The organism is uncultured Ruminococcus sp., from assembly GCF_934476685.1.
Classification (GTDB): Bacteria; Bacillota; Clostridia; order Oscillospirales; family Ruminococcaceae; genus Hominimerdicola.
In genome coordinates, this window is record NZ_CAKSNX010000003.1 from 222,658 (window position 1) to 246,863 (window position 24,206).

15 protein-coding genes are annotated in these 24,206 nt (G+C 44.1%); 5 read left to right on the top strand and 10 right to left on the bottom strand.

Annotation, left to right across the window (positions count from 1 at the left end; all coding sequences use genetic code 11):
- Positions 1–3: 3 nt before the first annotated feature.
- From Q0E19_RS05475 to gpr, 4 genes are all read right to left on the bottom strand, one after another.
- On the bottom strand, positions 4–234 hold the full coding sequence (locus tag Q0E19_RS05475) for a DUF3343 domain-containing protein (RefSeq protein ID WP_294408052.1): 231 nt from the start codon (positions 232–234) through the stop codon (positions 4–6).
- A gap of 210 nt (positions 235–444) precedes the next feature.
- Entirely contained in the window at positions 445–1,986 is a 1,542-nt protein-coding gene (locus tag Q0E19_RS05480) for a trypsin-like peptidase domain-containing protein (protein WP_294408053.1), read from the bottom strand.
- 249 nt (positions 1,987–2,235) lie between these two features.
- A complete protein-coding gene (locus Q0E19_RS05485) occupies positions 2,236–3,672 on the bottom strand; it encodes an extracellular solute-binding protein (protein ID WP_294408054.1) in 1,437 nt (478 codons plus the stop codon).
- A gap of 323 nt (positions 3,673–3,995) precedes the next feature.
- Positions 3,996–4,865 carry a GPR endopeptidase gene (gene gpr, locus Q0E19_RS05490; RefSeq protein WP_294408055.1) on the bottom strand — a complete coding sequence of 290 codons (870 nt, stop codon included), beginning with the start codon at positions 4,863–4,865 and terminating at the stop codon, positions 3,996–3,998.
- 236 nt (positions 4,866–5,101) lie between these two features.
- On the opposite strand from gpr, the gene rpsT reads away from it, so the two are divergent.
- Together rpsT and ileS are read left to right on the top strand one after the other, a co-directional pair.
- On the top strand, positions 5,102–5,353 hold the full coding sequence (gene rpsT / locus Q0E19_RS05495) for a 30S ribosomal protein S20 (RefSeq protein WP_294408056.1): 252 nt from the start codon (positions 5,102–5,104) through the stop codon (positions 5,351–5,353).
- A gap of 493 nt (positions 5,354–5,846) precedes the next feature.
- Positions 5,847–8,993 carry an isoleucine--tRNA ligase gene (gene ileS / locus Q0E19_RS05500; RefSeq protein WP_294408057.1) on the top strand — a complete coding sequence of 1,049 codons (3,147 nt, stop codon included), beginning with the start codon at positions 5,847–5,849 and terminating at the stop codon, positions 8,991–8,993.
- A 137-nt stretch (positions 8,994–9,130) separates the two neighbouring features.
- Here the strand turns inward: ileS and Q0E19_RS05505 are convergent, their stop codons facing one another.
- Positions 9,131–10,612 (bottom strand): sodium/solute symporter, encoded by a 1,482-nt coding sequence (locus Q0E19_RS05505; RefSeq protein WP_294408083.1) that lies wholly within the window; start codon positions 10,610–10,612, stop codon positions 9,131–9,133.
- Positions 10,613–10,904: 292 nt separating this feature from the next.
- A complete protein-coding gene (locus Q0E19_RS05510; protein WP_294408058.1) occupies positions 10,905–12,779 on the bottom strand; it encodes a leucine-rich repeat domain-containing protein in 1,875 nt (624 codons plus the stop codon).
- A 177-nt stretch (positions 12,780–12,956) separates the two neighbouring features.
- Between Q0E19_RS05510 and glmU the strand changes: the two genes are divergently transcribed.
- Positions 12,957–14,375, top strand: a complete 1,419-nt coding sequence (gene glmU / locus Q0E19_RS05515) for a bifunctional UDP-N-acetylglucosamine diphosphorylase/glucosamine-1-phosphate N-acetyltransferase GlmU (RefSeq protein ID WP_294408059.1) — start codon at positions 12,957–12,959, stop codon at positions 14,373–14,375.
- A gap of 64 nt (positions 14,376–14,439) precedes the next feature.
- On the opposite strand, the gene Q0E19_RS05520 is transcribed toward glmU, so the two are convergent.
- The 4 genes from Q0E19_RS05520 to Q0E19_RS05535 all read right to left on the bottom strand — a co-directional run bounded on the left by Q0E19_RS05520 (position 14,440) and on the right by Q0E19_RS05535 (position 21,120).
- Positions 14,440–15,426, bottom strand: a complete 987-nt coding sequence (locus Q0E19_RS05520; protein ID WP_294408060.1) for a hypothetical protein — start codon at positions 15,424–15,426, stop codon at positions 14,440–14,442.
- 168 nt (positions 15,427–15,594) lie between these two features.
- Positions 15,595–17,736 carry a Tex family protein gene (locus Q0E19_RS05525; RefSeq protein WP_294408061.1) on the bottom strand — a complete coding sequence of 714 codons (2,142 nt, stop codon included), beginning with the start codon at positions 17,734–17,736 and terminating at the stop codon, positions 15,595–15,597.
- A gap of 165 nt (positions 17,737–17,901) precedes the next feature.
- Positions 17,902–19,362 (bottom strand): sugar transferase, encoded by a 1,461-nt coding sequence (locus Q0E19_RS05530; protein WP_294408062.1) that lies wholly within the window; start codon positions 19,360–19,362, stop codon positions 17,902–17,904.
- Between the two features lie 237 nt (positions 19,363–19,599).
- Positions 19,600–21,120 carry a 4Fe-4S dicluster domain-containing protein gene (locus tag Q0E19_RS05535; protein ID WP_294408084.1) on the bottom strand — a complete coding sequence of 507 codons (1,521 nt, stop codon included), beginning with the start codon at positions 21,118–21,120 and terminating at the stop codon, positions 19,600–19,602.
- A gap of 381 nt (positions 21,121–21,501) precedes the next feature.
- Between Q0E19_RS05535 and Q0E19_RS05540 the strand changes: the two genes are divergently transcribed.
- Positions 21,502–22,962 (top strand): SGNH/GDSL hydrolase family protein, encoded by a 1,461-nt coding sequence (locus Q0E19_RS05540; protein ID WP_294408063.1) that lies wholly within the window; start codon positions 21,502–21,504, stop codon positions 22,960–22,962.
- A 452-nt stretch (positions 22,963–23,414) separates the two neighbouring features.
- Positions 23,415–24,149 carry a 16S rRNA (uracil(1498)-N(3))-methyltransferase gene (locus Q0E19_RS05545; protein WP_294408064.1) on the top strand — a complete coding sequence of 245 codons (735 nt, stop codon included), beginning with the start codon at positions 23,415–23,417 and terminating at the stop codon, positions 24,147–24,149.
- Positions 24,150–24,206: the final 57 nt, after the last annotated feature.

Here is a 24,206-nt window from a genome sequence, read left to right on the forward strand (position 1 = left end):
CGCTCATGGTCTGAACACGCCTTTATAGGGCAGCATATGTCTGTCCAGCTGTGCCGTTATCAGATCGGGGTTATCCTTTATTCTCAGCGAATATCCGCAGCCGCTGCCCATATTTTTCGGGGTTCGGGTGACTTCACAGAAGTACCCCAGACCGTTGAGGATATCCTTTGCTTTCATTGCATAGGTTATCGACGTCATTGCGATATAAGTTCCCGTTATATTAAAATTTTCCATTCTGTCTACCGTCCTTTTTCTTTTTTTGCGAAACAAAAGCATTCACGTTCCTGTTCCGCTGACATATTATATGCCGACCGCTGCCATAGGGTTAAAGCCTGCCGCATACAGCAAAAGAAAGAGCCGCACCTGAGTACGGCTCTTTCCAGAAGTAAAAGAATATGAAAAAGTATGGAGAAAACTTACATTACAGTTATAAACTTTGCAGATTTACCAGCCGAAGCTACCGAAAGGACTAGAATATCCGTAGTTCTGCTGACCCTGCTGCTGTTCCTGCTGAGCGTTCTGGTCGCTCTGATCGTCGGAAGAAGATGATTCCTCATTTGAAGATTCGCCGAGGACAACGTCAACGTCCATCTTCTTGCCGTTTCTGTATATCGTCAGCGTAACTGTATCGCCGACGCTGCACTTATTCTTTATCTCGTTGAGTTCATTTATAGAAGTTATCATAGTATCGTTGATAGCGATAATGATATCGTTCTGCTGGATACCGGCCTTTTCAGCACCGCTGCCCTCTGAAACGTCTGCAACGAGGAAGCCCTGTGGAATTCCGTAATAGCTTGAATAAGCGCTTGTAACGTCTGTTCCTGAGATACCGAGGCTTGGTCTGCCTGTTACATAGCCGTTCTTCATAAGATCGTCAATGATCGGGAGAGCCTCGTCGATCGGGATAGCAAATCCAAGTCCCTCAGCGACTGATGAAGAAACCTTTGCTGAAGTGATGCCGATCACCTGACCGTAAGCGTTGATGAGCGGTCCGCCTGAGTTACCGTTGTTTACAGAAGCGTCTGTCTGCATAAGGTTCATTGTTCTGTCCTCGACTGTGATAGTTCTGTCCTTAGCAGAGATTATTCCTGCGGTAACAGAGTTTGCGAGGTCAAGTCCGAGAGGGTTACCGATAACGATAGAAAGTTCGCCGACCTGAACGTCTGCTGACTTGCCTATTTCGGCAGGTGTAAGACCTGTTTTATCTATTTTAAGTACGGCAAGGTCTGTCTGATCGTCGCTGCCGACCTTTTCTGCTGTGAATGTGAGGTTATCCTCTGTGTTTTCATCAGAGCTGTCTGAGCTGCTGTCAGATGAATCTGAATAGCTGCTTGGAAGAACAACTGAGATAGACTGTGCGCCGCTGATAACGTGAGCGTTTGTGATGATGTAACCGTCCTCGCTCAGCACGATACCTGAACCTGTCTGAACGCCGCTTGAAGTGATGCAGGAAATTCCCACAACTGACGGTGAAACCTTTTCAACTATCTCAGGGATAGAAAGTGCATCGTCAGGAGCTGCAAGCTGTTCAAGCGTTGGGAGATTATCTCTGTCAACTGTTGACTTTGCAGATGAAGAAGATGAATCGTCCTTTGAAGAAACTGATGAATCGCTTGATGAAGTCGGGATAGGATTCTTGCCAGTAACAAGTGTATAGCCTACGATAGAAGTAGTAGCTATCGCCGCAACGCTGAGGATAGCTATGCAGGCTGTAAGGATCTTTCTGCCGATAGTTTTCTTCGGCTTGCCGGGGTTATATGAGAACTCGTTCATACCGCCCATATTGTTTGCATTCTGTGGACCGTAATTATACGAGCCGTTTGCGTTGTTCTGGTTTGTGAACTGTGCGCCGTTCATTCTGTTGTACGGCTGACCGTTATTCATGTTCTGAGCATTTGCGTTATTTGCATTGTTCTGCTCATTTCTGACGTTCTGATCGTTTGGCTTGCCGTTATTAAAGCTTCCGAAATTATTGTAATCATTCATAATGAATACCTCCTATATGCGTCATCTGAATGCTTCCACTCTCAGATGTCTTTATCTTTTTGCTATAATTATATTATACTTTTCAATGTGATAAATGTATGATAAATTCAGAAGATTTTTATGTTTTTAAAGCATATTCTGCCAACACATTTCATAACCTTTCCAACACAAAAGGGACAGACCGCAAAGTCTGTCCCTTGAAATATCTTGATTATACTTTTAATATCGTATAAACATCAGCTGTACTGATTATTCCATTTCCTCCGGAGTATCAGAAATGTTTGAGTTAGCTTCCTTGATGAGGTAGTCAACTGCCTTCTCATACTCAGCAACGCAAGCTGTCCATGTTGTAGCTCCGCCGCCTGTGATCATTGTAGCCTGGTTTACGTTCTGCATCTGTGTAGAAAGCTCAGCAGAAACACCATCCTGGAAATCATATACAGGGTTTGTATTAACAAGTGTCATGATCTCCTGACGCATAGCGATCATATCGTCATTCCACTTATAGTCATTTTTGAGCTGTTCTTCTGTGATGTTAGCAGCCTCAGCGCTAGCAACCTTAAGGCAGTTCATGTATGCTGCAAAGCCCTCTGGGTTTGGAGCGTTCTTGCAGAGGAAGTAACCTTCAACTCTTGCAGATACATAATATGTATCGGAATCGTCCATTCTAGGCATTGGGCAGAACATAACTTCGCCTGCTTCAACGTCACCGAAAGGCTTAACTTCTGCCGGAGAAGCCTCGATAGCCCATGTACCAACTGGGATGAAGAGTGTAAGTCCTGAACCAAGACCTTCACCTGTTGTACCGTCGCCTCTTGTGCTCCAGTTGTTGCTTGAACGGTCGAATACAACTTCGTTCTTCTGGAGTTCATACATAAGCTCCTGAACCTTAGTTACCTGAGGATTGCTCATGTTGTTTACAAGCTTACCATCCTCGATACCGATAAGAGGCACACCGCAAGTATCGTTAAGAGCCTTGCCGTACCAGTAACCGTCAAGAGCGTACTTGTCAGCGTCAGCGTCTGTGAAGTCAAGACACATCTCTGTGAACTTGCTCCATGTCCACTCGTCGTTATAGTAGAGCTCAGCAGGATCCTCAAGACCACTTTCTTCAATAGTCTTTGTGTTGTATACGCATACAAAGTTTGGTGCAGACTGGATAGCTGCAACATAGTGACCACCGTTGAATACGAATGAGTCATTTGTAGCCTTTACGTCAGACCATGTGTCTGAATCGAAATCAATATAATCATCGATAGGCTCGAACATTGCCTTGATAGCACCCTTCGGGAAACCGTCCATGTCTGATGCAGGGAAGAAGTCAGGTGAATCGTTAGCCATTACAGCCTTAGCGAGGTCTGTATATCTGTTTTCCCAAGTTGTCTGAACGTACTCGATGTTTCCGTCATACTTATCCTTGAAAAGCTGAAGTCCCGGAGGAACGACCTTTCCGTCACCAGGGTTGATGTCATAGTGAGCCATCCACTTGATAGTCTTGTTTGCAAGCTCCTTATCTTCCAGCTTGCTGGCAAGTTCACTTACCTGAGCCTTCTGATCGTCGTTCATTTCGATAGCCTTAGCCTTAGATGAAGATTCAGTATCTGAACCTGATCCGCCGCAGGCTGCAAGACCGCAGCAAAGTGTAAGCGCACATACGCCTGCCAGTAATCTTTTCGTAATTTTCATGATTAATAGTAACCTCCTTGAAAAATAAACAAGTGCTTCCTTACCCTAAAGCACTTATCTAACACGAAAGCGTTATATATCTTCGTCATTTATATCATAACAAAAATACAATAATTAGTCAATCAGCATTTTGCAATATAAATCGGTTACATTTTTGGCGATTATGACAATTAGGTGATAAATAAATGACAGAATACGATTACAGAAAACGTTTTCTATAATCGTATGATTCAAATTAATAAAAAGTTTACATCTGCATTTTACTAACGAAAACCACCATAAAACGGCATTTTCCGCCTTTACTATATTATAATGTATAAGCCTTACTGTGTCAAGGATCTCAGTTCCTCAGCCGTCAATGACTTCTGGAATGCCAGATCTATACTGAGGGATATATACTCCGCACAATTCGCCGCAAGCTTATCAACATTTCTAGGCGTAACGGTCATTCCAGCCGCTTTTTCATTCGCAGAGGCGGAAAACATTTTTTCTGCTGCGGTGGAAAGGTCTATGACCATAGGCACACCTATGGCTATACAGGGTACTCCCAAGGTGCTTTCTGACAGCTCCTTCCGTGAATTCTGCACGCCGCTGCCTGGGGAGATTCCCGTATCGCACATTTGGATAGTACAGCCAAGGTTATCTATCTCGGAACAAGCCAGAGCGTCTACCGCAATGACTGCCGCAGGTTTTATGCTGTCAACAGCGGCTTTTACCTGCTCGCTTGCCTCTATGCCTGTTTTGCCCATTACTCCCGGCTGAATGACAGACATTTCCGTAAGGTCTGAACTATCTATCTCAGAGGCATACTTTTTAATATGCCTTGTGGCAAATATCCTGTCAGCGCAGAGAGGTCCTACTGCGTCGGGGGTTATATCCCTGTTGCCAAGACCTGCGGCAAGGACACGCTCGGCATTGCCTGCAAGAAGTCTTATCTGCTCTGCTATCACCTCACAGCGTTTTTCAAAGCAGGGGGAAAAGTGATCGAAAGTACCGTCCGAGGCTCTGACAGTGATATATCTCCCCTGCGGTCTGCCAACACGCAGTGCAGCCTGCGGTGTGGTTATATTGATGTCCGTTATTTCAAGGTCAAGTTCATCTATGCGCCGGGTGCGGTTCTCTATGCCGCTGATATTATATTCCGAAAGTATCTCCGCCGCCGATTCCATTGCAAGATCTGTCCGTATTCCCATTTTAATGCCCTCCAAAAGTATTTGTTCTTATTTATTTTGACTATCTGTTAAAATGCACAAAACACACCTGTAAAAAAGTATGTTTTTTTTTCAAAAAAGGCTTGCATTTTTCTGTACTATGTGGTAAAATAATTAACAAGGCTTGTTTAATCTGCTTTCCGCATTTCCTCTCAGTCTGCGGATAGCTTATCCAAATAAGTGCAAATCTATTCACATTTGATGAGGGAGGTGTCTGTATGCCAAACATTAAGTCTGCTAAGAAGAGAGTTAAGGTTATCAATACAAAGACAATGAGAAATAAGGCGATCAAGTCCGATCTTAAGACTGCTCTTAAGAAGGCTGACGCTGCTGTAACAGCTAACGCTGCTGATAAGGAGCAGGTAGTAAGAACTGCTATCAAGAAGGTTGATGTGGCTTGCTCAAAGGGTATTCTTCACAAGAATAATGCTGCAAGAAAGAAGTCACAGCTCGCTAAGAAGCTCGGCTAATACATTTCGATCACATGATCTCAACAGGCTGGTGTTTATGCAACAGCCTGTTTTTATTTTGCTCTTTAAGTTTTTATGCTCCTTCGATCTTAACATTTTTTTATGTAACGGCTAAAATTGTGTGTTTCTCTTGACAAATCGGCGGAGCAATGATATAATATCTTGTATGTATAACAATGCCGAATATTAAGTAAAAACTTTGACGGAGAGAGTAAGCAGTTATGCAAAAGCTCCAGCGAGCCGCAGACAGTGAAAGTGCGGTGCTAAAAGCTTATTGCCGAAGATCACTCCTGAGTTTCAGTCCGGAAAGGCTGCGCCGAGTATGGAACGACGTATTTCCTGCGTTAAAGGAACGCATATGATCGTATGCTGTGAAACAGGTGGTTTATCCGAAAGTTTGCTTTCGTCCTATTTCAGGGGCGGGAGCTTTTTTATTACTTGAATATTTTTGCATTAGAATATTTAGCCTTATTTTAGAAAGGAATGATTCTCCGTGTACAAAAAGGTTGACACCAATCTGAACTTCGTTCAGAGAGAAAAAGAAGTCGAGAATTTCTGGAAAGAAAACAACATTTTCGAGAAGAGTATCGACACACGCAGCAAGGGCGAAAGCTATGTTTTCTATGACGGCCCTCCGACTGCAAACGGCAAACCGCATATCGGTCACGTTCTCACAAGAGCTATCAAGGATATGATCCCTAGATACCGCACAATGAAAGGCTATAAAGTTCCGAGAAAAGCAGGCTGGGATACTCACGGACTTCCTGTTGAGCTGGAAGTTGAAAAGCTGCTGGGACTTGACGGCAAGGAACAGATCGAGGAATATGGTCTTGAGCCGTTCATCAAGAAATGTAAGGAATCCGTATGGAAGTACAAGGGTATGTGGGAGGATTTCTCAGGTACAGTAGGCTTCTGGGCTGATATGGATAACCCTTATGTAACTTATGACAACAACTTTATCGAGTCCGAATGGTGGGCTTTAAAGCAGATCTACGACAAGGGACTTCTCTACAAGGGATTCAAGATCGTACCTTACTGCCCAAGATGCGGAACTCCTCTTTCTTCACACGAAGTTGCTCAGGGATACAAGACGGTCAAGGAGCGTTCAGCTGTTGTTCGTTTCAAGCTTGCTGAGGAGGACGCTTACTTCCTCGCATGGACAACTACTCCATGGACTCTTCCTTCAAACGTTGCGCTCTGCGTAAACCCTGATGAAACCTATTGCAGAGTAAAGGCTTGCGACGGTTACACATATATCCTTGCAGAGGCTCTTCTCGACACAGTTCTCGGCAAGCTTGCTAAGGACGGCGAGGCTGCTTATGAAGTTATCGCAACTTACAAGGGCAAGGATCTTGAATATATCCCTTACGTTCCGCTTTATGAATGTGCAGGCGAAGCTGCCAAGAAGCAGAACAAGAAGGCTCATTTCATCACCTGCGACAGCTATGTTACAATGTCTGACGGTACAGGTATCGTTCATATCGCTCCTGCTTTCGGTGAGGACGACTCTAAGGTAGGAAAGAAGTATGATCTGCCTTTCGTTCAGTTCGTTGACGGCAAGGGTGATCTTACTGCTGAAACACCTTATGCAGGTATGTTCGTTAAGGACGCTGACCCTGAAGTTCTGAAGGATCTGGACGCACAGGGCAAGCTTTTCGACGCTCCTAAGTTCGAGCATGAATATCCGCACTGCTGGAGATGCGGCTCACCGCTCATCTACTATGCAAGAGATACATGGTTCATCAAGATGACCGATGTAAAGGACAGACTTATCGCAAACAACGATACTATCAACTGGATCCCTGAGAGCATCGGTAAGGGACGTTTCGGCGACTGGCTGAAAAACGTTCAGGACTGGGGCATTTCAAGAAACAGATACTGGGGTACTCCTCTTAATATCTGGGAGTGTGAATGCGGTCACAGACATTCTATCGGTTCTATCGAGGAACTTAAGTCAATGTCAGACAACTGTCCGGACGATATCGAGCTTCACCGCCCATACATCGACGCTGTTACAATAAAGTGTCCTGAGTGCGGCAAGCAGATGAAGAGAGTTTCAGAAGTTATCGACTGCTGGTTCGATTCAGGTTCTATGCCTTTCGCTCAGCATCACTATCCATTTGAGAATAAGGAGCTTTTTGAAGAGCAGTTCCCTGCTGACTTCATTTCGGAGGCTGTTGACCAGACAAGAGGCTGGTTCTATTCACTTCTCGCCATATCAACACTTATCTTTGACAAAGCTCCATACAAGAACGTTATCGTACTTGGACTTGTTCAGGACGAGAACGGTCAGAAGATGTCAAAGTCAAAGGGCAACGCAGTAGACCCGTTCGAGGCTCTCGCTACCTATGGTGCAGACGCTATCAGATGGTACTTCTACACGAACTCCGCTCCATGGCTGCCTAACAAGTTCCACGGCAAGGTAGTTACAGAGGGACAGAGAAAGTTCATGGGTACGCTCTGGAACACCTATGCTTTCTATATCCTTTACGCTGACATCGACAGCTTTGATCCGACTAAGCACACTATTGAATATGACAAGCTTTCAGTTATGGATAAATGGCTGCTTTCAAAGATGAACAGCATGGTAAAGGCTGTTGACGATAATCTCGGCAATTACAGAATACCTGAGGCTGCAAAGGCTATGCAGGAATTTGTTGACGATATGTCCAACTGGTATGTAAGAAGAGGCCGTGAAAGATACTGGGTACAGGGTCTGTCACAGGATAAGATCAACGCTTACATGACGCTTTACACAGCTATCGTTACAGTATGCAAGTGCGCTGCTCCTATGGTTCCTTTCATCACAGAATCTATCTATCAGAATATGGTTCGTTCAGTTGACAAGGACGCTCCTGAGAGTATCCACCTCTGCGACTTCCCTGCTGTTGACGAAAATATGATAGATGAAAAGCTTGAAGCTGATATGGACGAGGTACTCGACATCGTTGTTCTCGGACGTTCCGCAAGAAACGGTGCAAACCTTAAGAACCGTCAGCCGCTCAGCGTAATGTATGTTGCAGCAGACCACGCTCTTGACAGCTACTATGTTGACATCATCAGAGATGAGCTGAACATGAAGAAGGTCGAGTTCTCGGACGATGTTTCCGCATACATCGACTACAAGTTCAAGCCGCAACTCAAAACTCTCGGACCTAAGTACGGCAGATTCCTTAACGAGATCAGAACGCAGCTTTCAGAGCTTGACGGTCACAAGGCAATGGCTGAACTTGACGAAACAGGTTCACTCAAGCTGACTATCTCATCGGGCGAGATCGCACTTTCAAGAGAGGACGTTCTCATCGAGTCAGAGCAGAAGGAAGGTTTCTACACTCTTACAGAGGGTACGACAACTGTTGCTATCAGCACCGCTCTTACACCTGAGCTTATTGAAGAGGGCTATGTCCGTGAGGTAATAAGCAAGGTACAGACAATGAGAAAGGAATCCGGCTTTGAAGTTATGGATCACATCGTTCTCAGCATTTCGGGCAACGATAAGATCGCAGAGCTTGTTGACAAGAACAGAGCAGAGATCTGCACAGACGTTCTTGCAGACGAGATAAAGATCGGTTCAGCAACCAACTCCAAGGAGTGGGATATCAACGGCGAAAAGGTAACTATCGGCGTAACAAAGATCTGATATAAAGACAGAATATAAAATACCTCAGAGGAGTACAGACTTCTCTGAGGTATTTTTGTATATAAATATCTTGATCTTCGCTGTAAACAAAACCGCCTTCAGAATTACTGAAAGCGGTTTTATTATGTATTATGAAATTATTCGTAGCACTTGAATGACTCCTCAGCAGCCTCCTGACCGCTCTTGTCATTCTTTGTGATAAGGCTCACCACAGGGACTATTATCAACCCGAATATCATTGCGAATGCACCTGCGTTGATAGGTGAAGCAAGGTTCAGTCCGCCGAGAGTACCTGTTCTGCCGCCGAATGTGTAGTAGAACATATGCACAAGGGTTATGCCTACTCCGCAGATAAAGCTGGTAAGTACAGCCGCCTTTGTTACGCCCTTCCAGAAAAGTCCGTACATAAACGGCGCAAGGAAAGCTCCTGCAAGTGCGCCCCATGAGATAGACATAAGGGTAGAGATAACTGTCTGCGGATTTTCAAGGGTGATTATAGCAAGTATTACCGAGATAAGCAGGAACACTCCGATGAATATTCTCATAATGAGCAGTTCCTTTTTCTCATCTATCTTATTCTTAGCCAGAGGCTTGATAAGGTCGATAGTGAGAGTTGAGCTTGATGTAAGCACCAGTGAGGAAAGTGTTGACATTGACGCTGAAAGCACGAGAACTATAACAAGTCCGAACAGCAGCGACGGAAGTCTTTCCATCATTATCGGAACGATAGAGTCAAAGCCCTCTGCAGGAACGCCGTTGACATTTTCCGCAAAAAGTCTGCCGAATCCGCCGAGGAAATAGCAGCCGCCTGCCACAACTACGGCAAAGAAAGTTGAAACGATAGTACCTGTTTTGATAGCCTTGTCGTCCTTGACTGCATAGAACTTCTGAACCATCTGAGGAAGTCCCCATGTACCGAGGGAGGTAAGGATAATTACTCCCACAAGGTTGATCGGGTCAGGTCCGAGTATGGAATTATACATATCTGTTCTGCCGTCGGGCGCAGGTATCTCCCCAAGCATATCGAAGGACTGTCCAAGACCGCCGTTTTCATTGAGTACGGCGAAAACTACTGCTGTGATACCCACGAGCATAACTATACCCTGAATAAAATCATTGAGGGCAGTTGCCTTGTATCCGCCCATAATAACGTAAACGGCTGTGAAAAGCGCCATTCCGATAATGCAGTATTTATACGGTATGCCGAAGCCTTTTTCAAAAAGCCTTGAAAGTCCGTTGTAGACCGAGGCTGTGTAAGGGATAAGAAAAACGAAAACGATAAGCGCAGAAACGATTTTCAGCATTTTCGAGCCGTATCTCTTTTCAAAGAACTCAGGCATGGTCTTTGCCTCAAGGTGCTTTGACATTATTCTTGTTCGTCTGCCGAGGACTTTCCATGCGAGCCATGAACCTATGACCGCATTGCCTATGCCTATCCATGTGGAGGCAATGCCGTATGACCAGCCGAATTTACCTGCATAGCCGACGAAAATTACCGCCGAGAAATATGATGTACCGTAAGCAAAGGCTGTGAACCATGCGCCTAAACCTCTTCCGCCGAGGACGAAATCCGAAACGCTGGAGGTCTTTTTTCTGTAATAAACGCCTATCCCTATCATAAGCGCAAGATAAACCGCCAGCACTATCCACTTAATTACCAAACTAAACACTCCTTAAACCGCACAAGTATTGTATCGCTTTAAAGCTTTTATACTTTTACGCTTTTACTTAATAAAGTTACCTATACATTATAATATAAGCGGCGGATTTTGTCAATAAAACGTGAGGGATTTTCCATACGTCAAAACCCCGATTTTACGCAGTCTTTTTTGGATATTCTGACGAATTCGCCTTAACTAACTTCAATGCGGGCACAAAAACGTCCGCAGAGGTCATCTGCGGACGAAATAATTATGCTACTGTGTAAGTTTTAGTAACTGTGCCGGCGAGGTTGCCCTTGCCTGTGAGTGTTACCTTGACGGTTTTCTTGTCAGCTGATGTAACGTACTTTACAGTATAGTTACCACTGTAAACAGAGTTTGAACCTATCTTTACGGCTACTGTCGGTTGATATTTATTTAATGAGTTCTTTGTCAGTTCAACAGTGCAGTTTCCTATGTTTCTAGGGTTTATCTTGAATGTTTTTTTGACTGTTCCTCTGAGGTTGTTTTTGCCTGTTATGTAGATTGTCGCTGTACCTGCGGATTGGTTATCACAATATAATGCTTTATAGTTGCCGCTGTACATTTCAACTCCGTTGCAATAAACCTTTACAGACGGACTTATTTCTGTGTCGTTATAGTAATAATTGTCAGAACTCAGCTTTATATCACAGTTTTTAATAGAACGCCGATAAATGACAAAGTCCTTTGTAACAGTACCTTGATAACGTCCTTTGCCTGTTACTTTTATTGTTGCAGTGCCTGCGGAGAGGTTATTAAAATATGATACTGTATAATCTGTACCTTTTGTAAGCACCCTTTTATTATCTTTGACAGTAATAACAGGTCTTATTCTTGTGCCACGGAAATACTGAGTGTTTGAAGGGAGCGAGATAATGCAGGATGAAATATCTTTTATTGTGGTAGTGTAAACAGCAGCAGATGAAAGATAACTGTTGCCTTTTTCTGCTATAGTTATTGCGTCCCAGTCGGATTGTGAACCATCATAGTAAACAACCTCTAAATTTCGGCAATTATCAAATGCCGACTCTTTAATAGTTTGTATACTCTTTGGAATAGTTATACATATCAAATTACTGCATCCCCAAAAAGTACTATCTCCAATACTGCTTACACTTTTAGGAATAGTGAAATTTTTAAGGCTGTGGCACAGTCTAAATACCTCATCACCTATGCTTGTTACACTATCTGGGAAATAAGCACTTTCAAGACTTCTGCAATGAGCAAAAGTCATATTGCCTATGCTGGTTATTCCATTCGGTATGACTATGCTTTTAAGACTTTCGCATTGATTAAAAGTCGCAGCTCCGATACTTGTTAAAGTGTCCGGAAATGTGATGCCCTCAAGTTTTTTACAGTATTGAAAGGCATAATTTCCAATACTTTTTAAGTTATTTGGAAGAGTTAGACCTTTAAGTTCAAAACAATATGTAAATGCAGATTCTCCGATGATCGTTACGCTGTTCGGAAGATTTACGTTTTTAAGGTTTATACAGTAAGCAAATGTTTCAGTACCGATTCTATTTATTCCGTATGGAACAGATATGCTTTCAAGACCGTGACAGTAGGCAAAAGCACCATTTCCAAGGCTTGATATACTGTTCGGAATAGTTATTTTCTTCAGAGCGTAGTTGCCGCAAAATGCATAATCTCCGATCCTTACAAGACCCAGCGGAAGTGATATGCTTGTAAGCTCCGAACAGTTATAAAATGCATAATTATCAATGACCTTTAAATTACTTGGCAAGGATACATGTGTAAGCTTTTTACAGTTTTTAAAGGCTTTACATCCGATAGTTGTCACGCTGTTCGGTATAGTTACACTTACAAGATTGGAACAATCTTCAAAAGCACTATTTTTGATCCTTGTTACTTTTTTTCCGTCAAAGGTGCTTGGAATAACGATACCACTGCTGCTGCCATGATAATCAGTTATCTCGATCGTTCCGTCATTAAGGTAATCATAGGAATAATCGTCGTATGTATCTGCATCGGCTGTTATCCCTAAATTATTCTCCGTCATAAAATCGTTTTCAGACAAAGGCAGAGAAAGCGCACTGAATGTCATCACCAAAGCTAATGATGCCGTCAAAATTTTTTTCATTCTAATACCCCCAAAATTCCCTATAAAATTTATATAAATATTGTATAATATTTTTTTATTTCTGTCAAGCATATATCATCAATAAAAATTCACCTTGACGAACGCTGAGAATAGTATTATAATAGTTAAGGTGCTTTGACATCGTTACCAAATATATTGATTATAAGAGGGCTGAATATGACAAATAATGTTATTATCCTTGCAGGCGGACAGGGAAAAAGAATGAAAACGAATATGCCGAAGGCTTTGTGCAAAGTTATCGGCGAACCTATGCTGGAATGGGTGCTGACCGCCTGTGAAAAGGCTGAACTTGACGATATCTGTATCGTTAAGGGCTATGAGGGCGAACAGATCGACGAATACATCAAGGGAAGAAATTCAAAGGCTCAGATCGTTACGGTCATGCAGGAAGAACGCCTTGGAACAGGTCACGCTGTTATGCAGGCGGCTGATTTTCTGAAATCCCACGCTGACGGGAACACACTGGTGCTTTGCGGCGACGCTCCGTTCATCGACGCTGACACAATAAACGGCGCTCTCGAACTTCATACTCAGAAGGACTGCGGCGTTACGGTGGTAACTTCAAGAGTTGAAAATCCAACAGGCTACGGAAGAATAATCCGCACCGAAACAGGTATCGCAGGCATTGTTGAACACAAGGACTGCACTCCTGCTCAGCTTGCTATCACCGAGATAAATTCAGGCTGCTACTGGTTCAAGACAGCCGATCTGCTGGAAGTGCTTTTCGATATCCAGCCTAACAACGCTCAGGGAGAATATTACCTAACAGACTGCATCGAGCTGCTTATCAGCAAGGGAAAGAACGCTGACGCTTTCATCTCCGCAAATCCTCACGTTGCTCTCGGCGCAAACGACAGAAGAGGTCTGCTTATGCTCAACGATATCGCAAGATATGAGATAATCGGCAAGTGGCTTGACGAAGGTATCGAATTCTGCTGCACAGACGGAGTTTCTATCGGAAACAACGTTACTATCGGTGCAGGCACAAGGATACACAGCGGCGTTATCCTCCGTGGAAACACAACTATCGGTGAGAACTGCGAGATAGGCAACAACTGCATAATCGAAAACACTCAGGTAGGCAGCGGCGTAAACCTCAACAACGTTCAGGCTTACGAATCCATTATCGAGGACGATGTAAAGATCGGACCTTATGTTCAGCTCAGACCTAATTCACATATCAAGAGGGGCGCAAAGATAGGCGATTTCGTTGAGATAAAGAACTCAACTATCGGCGAATGCACAGCCGTTGCACACCTCACATACATCGGTGATTCCGACGTAGGCGCAAACGTAAACTTCGGCTGCGGAGTTGTTACGGTAAACTACAACGGTGACAAGAAGTTCCGCACCGTTATTGAAGACAACGCATTTATTGGCTGCAACACGAACCTTGTTGCCCCTGTAAGAGTCGGAAAGGGAGCATACACAGCGGCAGGCTCAACTATCACGACCGATATTCCCGACAATGCTCTTGCTATCGAGAGAGGTCAGGCTACCATAAAGGAAGGCTACGCTGAAAAGAAGCTCAAGGCAAGAACAGAAAAATACGAAAACTCTATCAAGAAAAAGTAATTAAAGATCATATAAAAAGAGCAGGCTTTGAAACCTGCTCTTTTTTGTTTGCATTTTAAATTTATCAGTAGCTCTGAACTACAACTGCTGCGCCTGTATCCTTATTGTATGCTACGCTGTAACCATGACCGCTGTCGGTGAAGAAGTAGTAGTATACAAATGTGCCGTCATCGGTTCTAAACTGTGAAGATGTAACGTTTCCGTCGATCTGTCCGCTTGCTGCTGCAAGAGCTGCGCTTTCGTAGCTGTCGCTTGAACCTGTTGTAGTTGTGGTGGTCGTTTCTGATGTGGTTGTAGTAGTCTGCGCTGATGATGAAGTATCGTCAGGCTTTGAAGTTGTTGTGGCAGTAGTTGTGGTGGTCGTTGTTTCTGTATCGCTTGAATCAGTGTCAGATGATGAGATATCCTCAGTTACTGAGCTTTCATCTGACGGAGCGGAAGTTTCTGTTGACGGTTCAGCGACTGAGCTTGTATCGTCAGAGGTTCCATCAGCCTTTGAATCTTCCTTGACAACAGCCGATACCTTTGATGAAGAGCTTGCGGCTGAACTTGTATCCTTATTTCCGCCGTAGCCGAACAGCTTCATTCCTACTGCAACTGCTGCAATGATAACGATAAGTATTCCCACAGTTATGCAGGCTGTGATAATGAAAAGACGCTTTTTAACGGCAGCCTCGTCATTTGAATCGTCCGAATCCTCATCTTCGTAATATTCATCATCATATTCCTGATCTTCGTCAGCGTAACCCTCCTCAGGGAACACCTCATCGGCACTTGCCTGAGCGGAAAAAGCTCCGCTGTCGTTCTGACCGCCGTCAGCCATATTTTCAGGAACTTTGAATGCTCTTGTCTTATCCTCCTCAAAAGCATTCATCTCTTCCTTAGTGAAAACTCTCGTTCTGCCGTCATCTGTATCATTCTGCTCCTCAGCAGCAGGCTCGGCAGAAGTCATATTTCCGTCATCATCTATGAGCAGATTATGACAGTATTTGCAAAGTACCGCCTCTTCAAGTATCTCCTTATGGCAGTACGGACATTCTTTCATTTTCATTTTTACCATTCCCCTCGTATATTAAGTCCCGCAGGACAAATTAGACATTATGCTTTTTCTGCATTTTTCTTCATTTATAATCATAACACATAAAGTCCGAAAAATCAACCGATTTCACCAAAAAATCACGAAACTGTCAGCATAGTGTAAAACTGATTACAAATCAGTTCATGGCTTTTTCATTGTGAGGGATATTCTCTTGCGCTTCATATCAACGTCAAGAACCCACACCTTTACCACATCTCCGACCTTTACGACTTCGAGAGGGTGTTTAACGAATTTATTGCTCAGCTGCGAGATATGCACAAGACCGTCCTCGTGAACGCCGATATCGACAAATGCGCCGAAATCTATGACATTGCGCACCGTTCCCATAAGCTCCATACCTGGGTTAAGGTCTTTAAGCTCCATTATATCGCCGCTTCTCATAAGCGGCGGAGGCAGCTCATCTCTTGGGTCACGTCCCGGCTTTTCAAGCTCTTTAACGATATCCGCAAGGGTAGGTATGCCCGCTCCTGTGGACTTTGAAAGCTGAGGAAGTCCGATGCTGTCCGTTTTGCTCTTGATAGTATCCTCGTGACCGATATCCGCATAGGTCAGACCGCAGCTTTCCAGCAGCGACTGTGCAGCCTTATATGACTCAGGGTGTATGCCTGTATTGTCGAGAGGATTTTTCGCACCGGGAACTCGCAGAAATCCTGCGCACTGCTCATAAGCCTTTGCGCCCAGCTTTTTAACTTTCAACAGCTGTTTTCTGTCTGTGAACTCGCCGTTTTCCTCACGGTAAGCCACAATGTTCTTTGCAACGGCTGAATTTATTCCCGAAATATATGAGAGCAGAGAATATGACGCTGTATTTACGTCAACTCCAACAGAGTTTACGCAGTCCTCAACCACGCCTTTAAGAGCGTCGCTCATTCTTGCTTTCGGCATATCGTGCTGATACTGTCCAACTCCGATAGCCTTCGGGTCTATCTTTACAAGCTCGGCAAGAGGATCCTGCAAACGTCTTGCGATAGACACTGCGGAACGCAGCGAAACGTCATAGTCGGGGAACTCCTCCGCAGCCAGCTTTGACGCTGAGTAAACAGAAGCGCCTGCCTCGGATACTACCATATATGATACCTTTTCCGGTATCTCCTTGAGCATTTCCGCTGTGAACTGTTCGGTTTCTCTTGAGGCTGTGCCGTTTCCGATAGAGATAGTTGTAACGCCGTATTTCTTTATCATATCGGTAAGGATACGCTTTGCTTTCTGAGTTTCCTTTCTCGGTGGGGTAAGATAAACGATAGTCGTATCAAGCACCTTTCCTGTGTGGTCAACTACCGCAGCTTTACAGCCGTGAGCATATCCTGGGTCAAGTCCCAGAGTAACTGTGTTTTTAACAGGCGGTGCCATAAGCAGCTGTCTGAGGTTAGAGGAGAACACCTTTATAGCGCCCTCCTGAGCGTTTTCGGAAAGCTCTGCTCTTATCTCTCTTTCTATTGACGGGAAGATAAGACGCTTGCAGCTGTCCTCGCAGGCAGCCTTTACAAGCTCTGAGCATTCTCCGCTCTTTTTCACAAAACGTCTTATGCAGAGGTTTTCTCCCTCACCGTCAGCAAGTGCAACGGAAACTTTCAGCGCACCTTCCTTTTCACCTCTGTCAAGGGCAAGGACTCTGTGGCCTGCGATAGTGGAAACTGCCTCGGAATATTCAAAGTAGTTCTTGTAAACCTCGTTTGCGTCCTCTGCGGCAGCGGCAGAGGTTATCTTTCCTTTCTTGAAATAAAGATCTCTCAGAGCCTTTCTGAGTTCTGCATTATCGGAAATATCCTCGGCAATGATATCCATTGCGCCCTGCAAAGCCTCCTCAGCCGACTCCGCCATATTCTCTCCCACAAAAGCGGCTGCCTCATCAGCGGGAACAGTTTTTACATTCTGCTCCATAATTATCTCGGCGAGCTTTTCAAGTCCTTTTTCTCTTGCCACGGACGCCCTTGTTTTTCTCTTTGGCTTGAACGGGCGGTAAATATCCTCCACCTCGACAAGTGTGCCGGCTTTCTCGATAGCTGCTGCGATCTCGTCAGTCATTTTCTCCTGCTCGGTGATAGAGGAAACTATTTCAGCCTTACGCTTTTCAAGATTTCTCAGATATGTAAGTCTGTCGAAAAGCTCACGCAATACCTGATCGTCAAGCGAGCCTGTCTGTTCCTTTCTGTAACGTGCGATGAACGGTATAGTCTGACCGTCGTCGATAAGCGATACCGCATTATTGACCTGCTCGATACGCAGGTTAAATTCTTTTGCAAGGGTGCTGTTAATATCCATAATATTCTATATATCCTTTCGCATTTATAGCAATCATAAGCTTTTTTATAATCGTAACACAAAGTTTATTATAACATACTTTCCTTTCAAAGTCAAAGAAAAAATCTCAGACAAAGCGTTTTTTGCTCCGTCTGAGATTGTCTGAGATAAGGTTCAGATGTTTATTCAGCTGTGTATTTTTTCACGTTCTGCGCTGTCAGCCTGTTCATTCTGCTGTTCGGCGCTGCGCTTATCCTTGCTGAAATCGTGATCTATTCTGTCACGCTTGGTTTCGATAGGCTCTGTACCCTCTACTCCCTCTGTTGCGTCAGGTACGAAACAAGTTCTAATGGTGCTGAGGATTATCTTCATATCCTCCCTCAGCGACTGATGTTCGATATACATAAGGTCGAATTTCAGCTTATCATAAGGGGTGGTATTATACTTTCCCATTACCTGCGCATAGCCTGTAAGTCCCGCTTTTACTTTAAGGCGGTACTTGAACTCTGGCATTGTTTTTTCATACTTAGCCGCAAACTCAGGTCTTTCGGGACGTGGACCGACAAAGGACATATCGCCTTTGAGGATATTCAACAGCTGCGGCAGCTCGTCAAATCTTATCTTGCGGATAATTTTGCCCACAGGGGTTATTCTGTCATCATTCTCCGCCGCAAGACGTGCTCCCGATTTTTCCGCATTTACTATCATACTGCGGAATTTAAGCACCTTGAATTTTTTACCGCCGATAGTCAGTCTTTCCTGCGAATAGAACACAGGACCGCCGTCATATGCCTTTATTGCTATTGCTGTGATTATCATAAACGGAGAAGCTATGATAAGCGCAAAGAGCGAAAGGATGATATCGAAAAATCTTTTGAGCGAACGCTGTTCAAATCTAAGTCCGTCATTTCTTGAAAGCAGCAGCGGTGTATCAAAGAGGTGGAAATCGTCTGCGCCTCTGATGATGATATCGGAAAGCTTTGGATTTATGTATGTTCTGATCGAATTTTCAAATGTGAATTTAAGCAGCTTGCTGCGCAGGTCTGAGGGGATATCCGAAATGACAACGGCGTCATATTTCATTATCTGCCGCTCAATTTCTTCAAGGCTCTCATCGCAGCATATGGAAGCGCATATCTCATACTTATCCGCACGCATACTCATTTTATCAACAAGATATTTTGCATTTCTGTTGCCGTAAACGATAATGAGCCGTTTCGGCGGATACATCTTATTATACAGCAGGGTAAAGAGATAGCTCCACAGCAGGGCGAAAGCCGCCTCCGCCACTGTCAGCAGGACAAGCGGGGCGATATCCAGCCTGTTTCGTCCGATAAGCTGTATAAGCACAAATTCTATGCAGTTTGCACCAAGTATGCCAAGTATCTGGGAGCCGAAAAGTCCTGCGAACTTTGAATAGCCCAGTCTGAAGCCGTTGAAAGTGCTTGTCATAAACATATACAGCACACCGTAAAGTCCCACCATAAGGATATTTCCCTTATACCAGTAAGGGTCATGCATATCGCTGTTATAGTAGTTATACCATATATAAGAAAATCCCATCATAAAGAGATAAATGATTATCAATGCGCCCAGAAAATTAAGCAGTCTTTTGTACTGCTCCCTGTTTTGCGTAGTTTTGTTCAAAAAAATACCGCCTTTCCAAAGCAAAGAATTTTTCATTGACAATTTCAATTATAGCATACTTAATGCCAATAATCAAGCATTCCACACAATTTTCACCATAAAGCACTAATTTCCGCTGTTTCCTTTGGCTATAAATAATCATTTCCATATTAAGTATTTACGCAAACATTCATACTTACAAAAATGCCGCACATAAAATGTACGGCATTTGCATTAATAAATGTATATTAAATATAATTACTTCTCAGTAAGAAAATCAAGGTTTATCTCATACTTTGAATCCAGTGAGTTTGAAAGCGGAGCGTCCTTTACATACTTATTGATAAGGGCAGTTGACTTTTCAACTCCGTTAAGAGTACCTGCGCCTGCTACACAGCCGCCCGGACAAGCCATACCTTCAAGAAGATATCCGTTATACTTTCCTGCCTTTGCAAGAGTGAGCAGCTTGCGGCAATCTTTAAGTCCCTGTGCGGAAACTACCTTTACTTCCCTTTCTGGATCAAGGCGGTGGATAACGTCAGCAACAGCCTTTGCAACGCCGCCGCTTACAGCAAATCCTCTTCCGTCGCCTGTACCCTCGCTGAGTTCGACCTTTTCATCGTCTGTGATATCCTCGAACTTAACGTCCTTAGCCTGGAACATACCCATAAGCTCTTCAAAAGTAAGCACGAAGTCAACGTCCGAACGGATAGTTCTTCTGGAAGCCTCAAGCTTCTTTGCGGCGCAAGGTCCGATGAAAGCGATGCAGGCATCGGGATCTTCCTTCTTGACCATTCTTGCGGTAAGAACCATTGGTGTCAGTGCCATTGATATGTATGGAGCAAGGTCAGGGAAAAGCTTTTTAGCCATAACAGACCATGCAGGGCAGCATGAAGTAGCCATAAACGGCTGATACTCAGGAACTTCCCTCATAAAGTCCTTTGCCTCTTCGATAGAGCAAAGGTCTGCACCTACTGCGACCTCTACCACATCGGCAAAGCCAAGCTTTTTCATAGCGGCTGTAAGCTTTTCAGGTGATGCCTTAGGACCGAACTGTCCTACGAATGCAGGGGCAACGATAGCGACTACCTTCTTGCCCTTCTTCATTGCTGTAATGAGCTGGAAGATCTGTCCCTTATCAACGATAGCGCCGAAAGGACAGTTTACAAGGCACATTCCGCAGGAAACGCACTTATCGTAATCTATCTTTGCCTTTCCATGCTCGTCGCTGCCGATAGCGTCCATTCCGCAGGCTCTCGCACAAGGACGTTCCATTTTATTTATTGCATTGTAAGGACAGACAGACTGACATCTGCCGCACTTTATACACTTTGACTGATCTATAACAGATTTGCCGTGCTTGATGGTGATAGCACCCTTAGGACAGACCTCCTGACAAGGGTGAGCAAGGCAGCCCTGACAGCAGTCGGTAACATGAAAATGAGTTTCAGGACAGGCGTTGCAGGCAAAGTTGATGATATTTACCAGCGGCGGATCATAATATTTTTCTGCGATAGCGCTCTCTTCTATACCGTCGGCAACAGACTTATGCTCGTCGATAGGACGCAGCGGCAGACCGATAGCAAGACGCAGACGCTCCTCAACGATAGCTCTTTCAAGGAAGATAGACTCACGGTAAACCGCAACGTCGCCCGGAACTATCTTGTATGGCAGCTCAGTGATCTTCTGGGCATAGTTTTCTTCTTCATAGGCAAGTCTTGCCACCTCGGTGAATACCTTTCGTCTTATGTCGGTAACGGACGAGTATATTCCTCTCATTTTCATAAAAACATTCCTCCGATAATTCTCTGATCCTGTACTGAGATCATTGTTAAAGTTTTATCATACTAACAATTTTATTTTACTCCCATTAAGTGAGTTTGTCAATAGAAACTATGTATTTTTTGATATTTTGCCATGTAAATTCTCATATCTCATATTCAGTCTGACACATTTTTAGCAAAGACACTTTAGGCAAAATACACATAAGCTGTGCTGCGGGTATAAGCAGTATCAACAATAATCGTTTAAGCAGTAAAAATTTCGGCTTTTGCTCTTGAAAAAACAGGCGGATAGTGTTAAAATATAATTATGTAGGTAAATATATAACTATATCAGTATAATTTGTATTAAGAAGAAAATCGAAAGGACAAATCAGCTATGAAAAATTCAGGAAAAAGATTTATCGCAGGACTTTGCAGCGCTGCCCTTTGTGCAAGTATGCTCTCCGTTTCTGCTTTCGCAGCTCAGGACGGCTTTAAAGAGTATGAGGCAACCAGCGACAATGTAAAGCTTATCGGCCGTACATATCGTTACAATGATGAAACGACATGGCTCACATATTCCGCAAGCGGCGTTGAATTCAAATGCACAGGCTCAAAGGTAAGATTCAATCTTCATCAGGAGGGCGATCCAACAAGAGTTGCTGTATATGTAAACGGCAAGGCTGTAAAGATCGGATATGTAAAAGCCAACGCAAAGAAGCCTATTATAGATGTTGATCTTGAAGAGGGTGAAAACACAGTCAAGCTCATCAAGCTTTCTGAGGCTGCAAACTCCATACTTGCTATCGACAGCATTGAAGTTGACGGCGACGCACCTGTTCCAACAGCTGCAAAGGCTCACTCCATTGAATTTATCGGAGATTCAATTACCTGCGGCTACGGCGTTGACGGCTCACTGAAAGAGCAGTTCAGCACTAAAAACGAAAATGCCGCAAAGACATACGCATACCTCACAGCGGCAAACCTTGACGCTGATTACAGCTTTGTTTCAACAAGCGGTTCGGGAATAATCTCAGGATACACTTCCGGCAGCAAGAAGAACACACTTAACCTTACTCCGGACGTTTACGAAAAGCTCTGTTACACATGGAGCTGGATAGACGGCGTTCATCCGCAGGAATATGACTGGGATTTCTCAGAGTTCCAGCCTGAGGCAGTTGTCATCAACCTCGGCACAAACGACAACTCATACACAAAGGGCGACGCTGAAAAGTGCGCTGAATATGTTGAAGGATATGTGGCTTTCCTTAAGCAGGTAAGAACAAACAACCCTGATTCTTCTATCGTATGCACACTCGGTATCATGGGACAGGAGCTTTATCCTTACATAGAAGAGGCTGTTGAGGCATACAAGACCGAAACAGGCGACACAAATATTTACACATTCGAGTTCAACAATCAGAACGCAGCTGACAACGGCTATGGTTCAGACTATCACCCGTCAGAGCAGTCACATCTCGAAGCGTCATATGAGCTGACAGCAGCGCTTTCAGATATGCTCGGCTGGGAGGAAACAGGTTCTGCTGAAACAGGTATGGCAGGCTATGACAAGGCAAACGACCTTGTATTCGAGAACGATCCGAACGAAGAGGACAGCAGCTCACAGTCATCATCAGATGTTTCATCTGAAACAAGCTCATCAGAGAACAGCTCTGAAACTTCAAGCAAGGCAGACGATTCTTCTTCATCAGCAGCTTCATCTTCAAAGGCTTCAAGCAGCTCAAAGACAGCTTCTTCAGGCACAACAACTAACCCTGCAACAGGCGCAGCCACAGCAGGTCTTGCAGCAGCCGCAGTTATCGGTGCTTCAATAGTTATCACAAGAAAGAAGAAGTAATTTAAGCGCATAATAACTAACTTTGAAAAATTTACAGCCGCAGGAAAACTCCTGCGGCTGTATTTTTATGTTTTATTATATTGGTAAATTATCACATTTAAAAATGAGCAAAAAAACACCCGCGGGGTAGCGGGTGCCAAAAAATAAAAAATTATAGGGGAGAAGCTAGTAGAAATTAATCTACAAGCTGTATATATGAAGGCTTGGGGTAAAAGCCAACATACCGAAGTAAAAAGTCTTAAGTGAGATCAGCGTTCTTACCGTTCGCTTTTCTCTCCCTCTGACAGTATATATAATAACCGTTTAATGTGTTGTCCGTGTGAAAACTTATTGTATTAAGTATGAAATTTGTTGAACTTTTCTTGAACTTGTGGTATACTTATTGTGTTGAGAGCCGATTTATATAAGATTAGTGCGAAATATAAAGATATTAACATATTTGGAGGTAACATATGCCAAGATTTTTTATAGATGAGAGCTGTCTTTCGGAGAAACACGCTTTCGTTCGGGGCGGCGACGCTGTGCATATAGGCAGGAGTTTAAGAATGAGGCTTGGGGACGAAGTTACGCTGTGCTGCGGCGGTATGGAGTATGAATGTAAAATTCTGAACATATCCGACGAAGAGTGCAGATGCGAGATAATCAGCTCCCACAATGGGAGAAACGAACCGAATGTACATCTTACTCTGTTTCAGGCTGTGCCGAAATCGGACAAGCTGGAGTTCATCGTGCAGAAAGCGGTGGAGCTTGGTGCGGCGGAGATATGCCCTGTGCTGACGTCAAGATGTGTTTCACGTCCGGACGGAAAAAGTTTCAGAAAAAAGCTGGACAGGTTAAACAAGATCGCTCTTGAGGCTGCAAAGCAGTGCGGCAGAAGTATAGTTCCAACTGTTACGGAGATACTTTCACTTGACCAATGTATCGAAAAACTTTCCGCAGCGGACTTCCCTCTCGTGTGCTATGAAAAGGGCGGAAAAAATCTCCGTGAGGTATTTTCTCAGACGGAATATGACGGGAAAACTATTGGTATTTTTATCGGCAGCGAGGGCGGATTTGATGAAAAAGAGATCGAGCTCTGCCTGTCCGCAGGCGTTACGCCTATCGGGCTTGGAAAGCGTATCCTAAGATGTGAAACCGCTCCTGTGGCTGCCGTCAGCATTATAATGAACCTCACAGGCAATATGTAAGGCTGATTTTCGGCTTGTTTCCGTTTTGTAATCTTTGTAATAATATTGCTCGGCTTT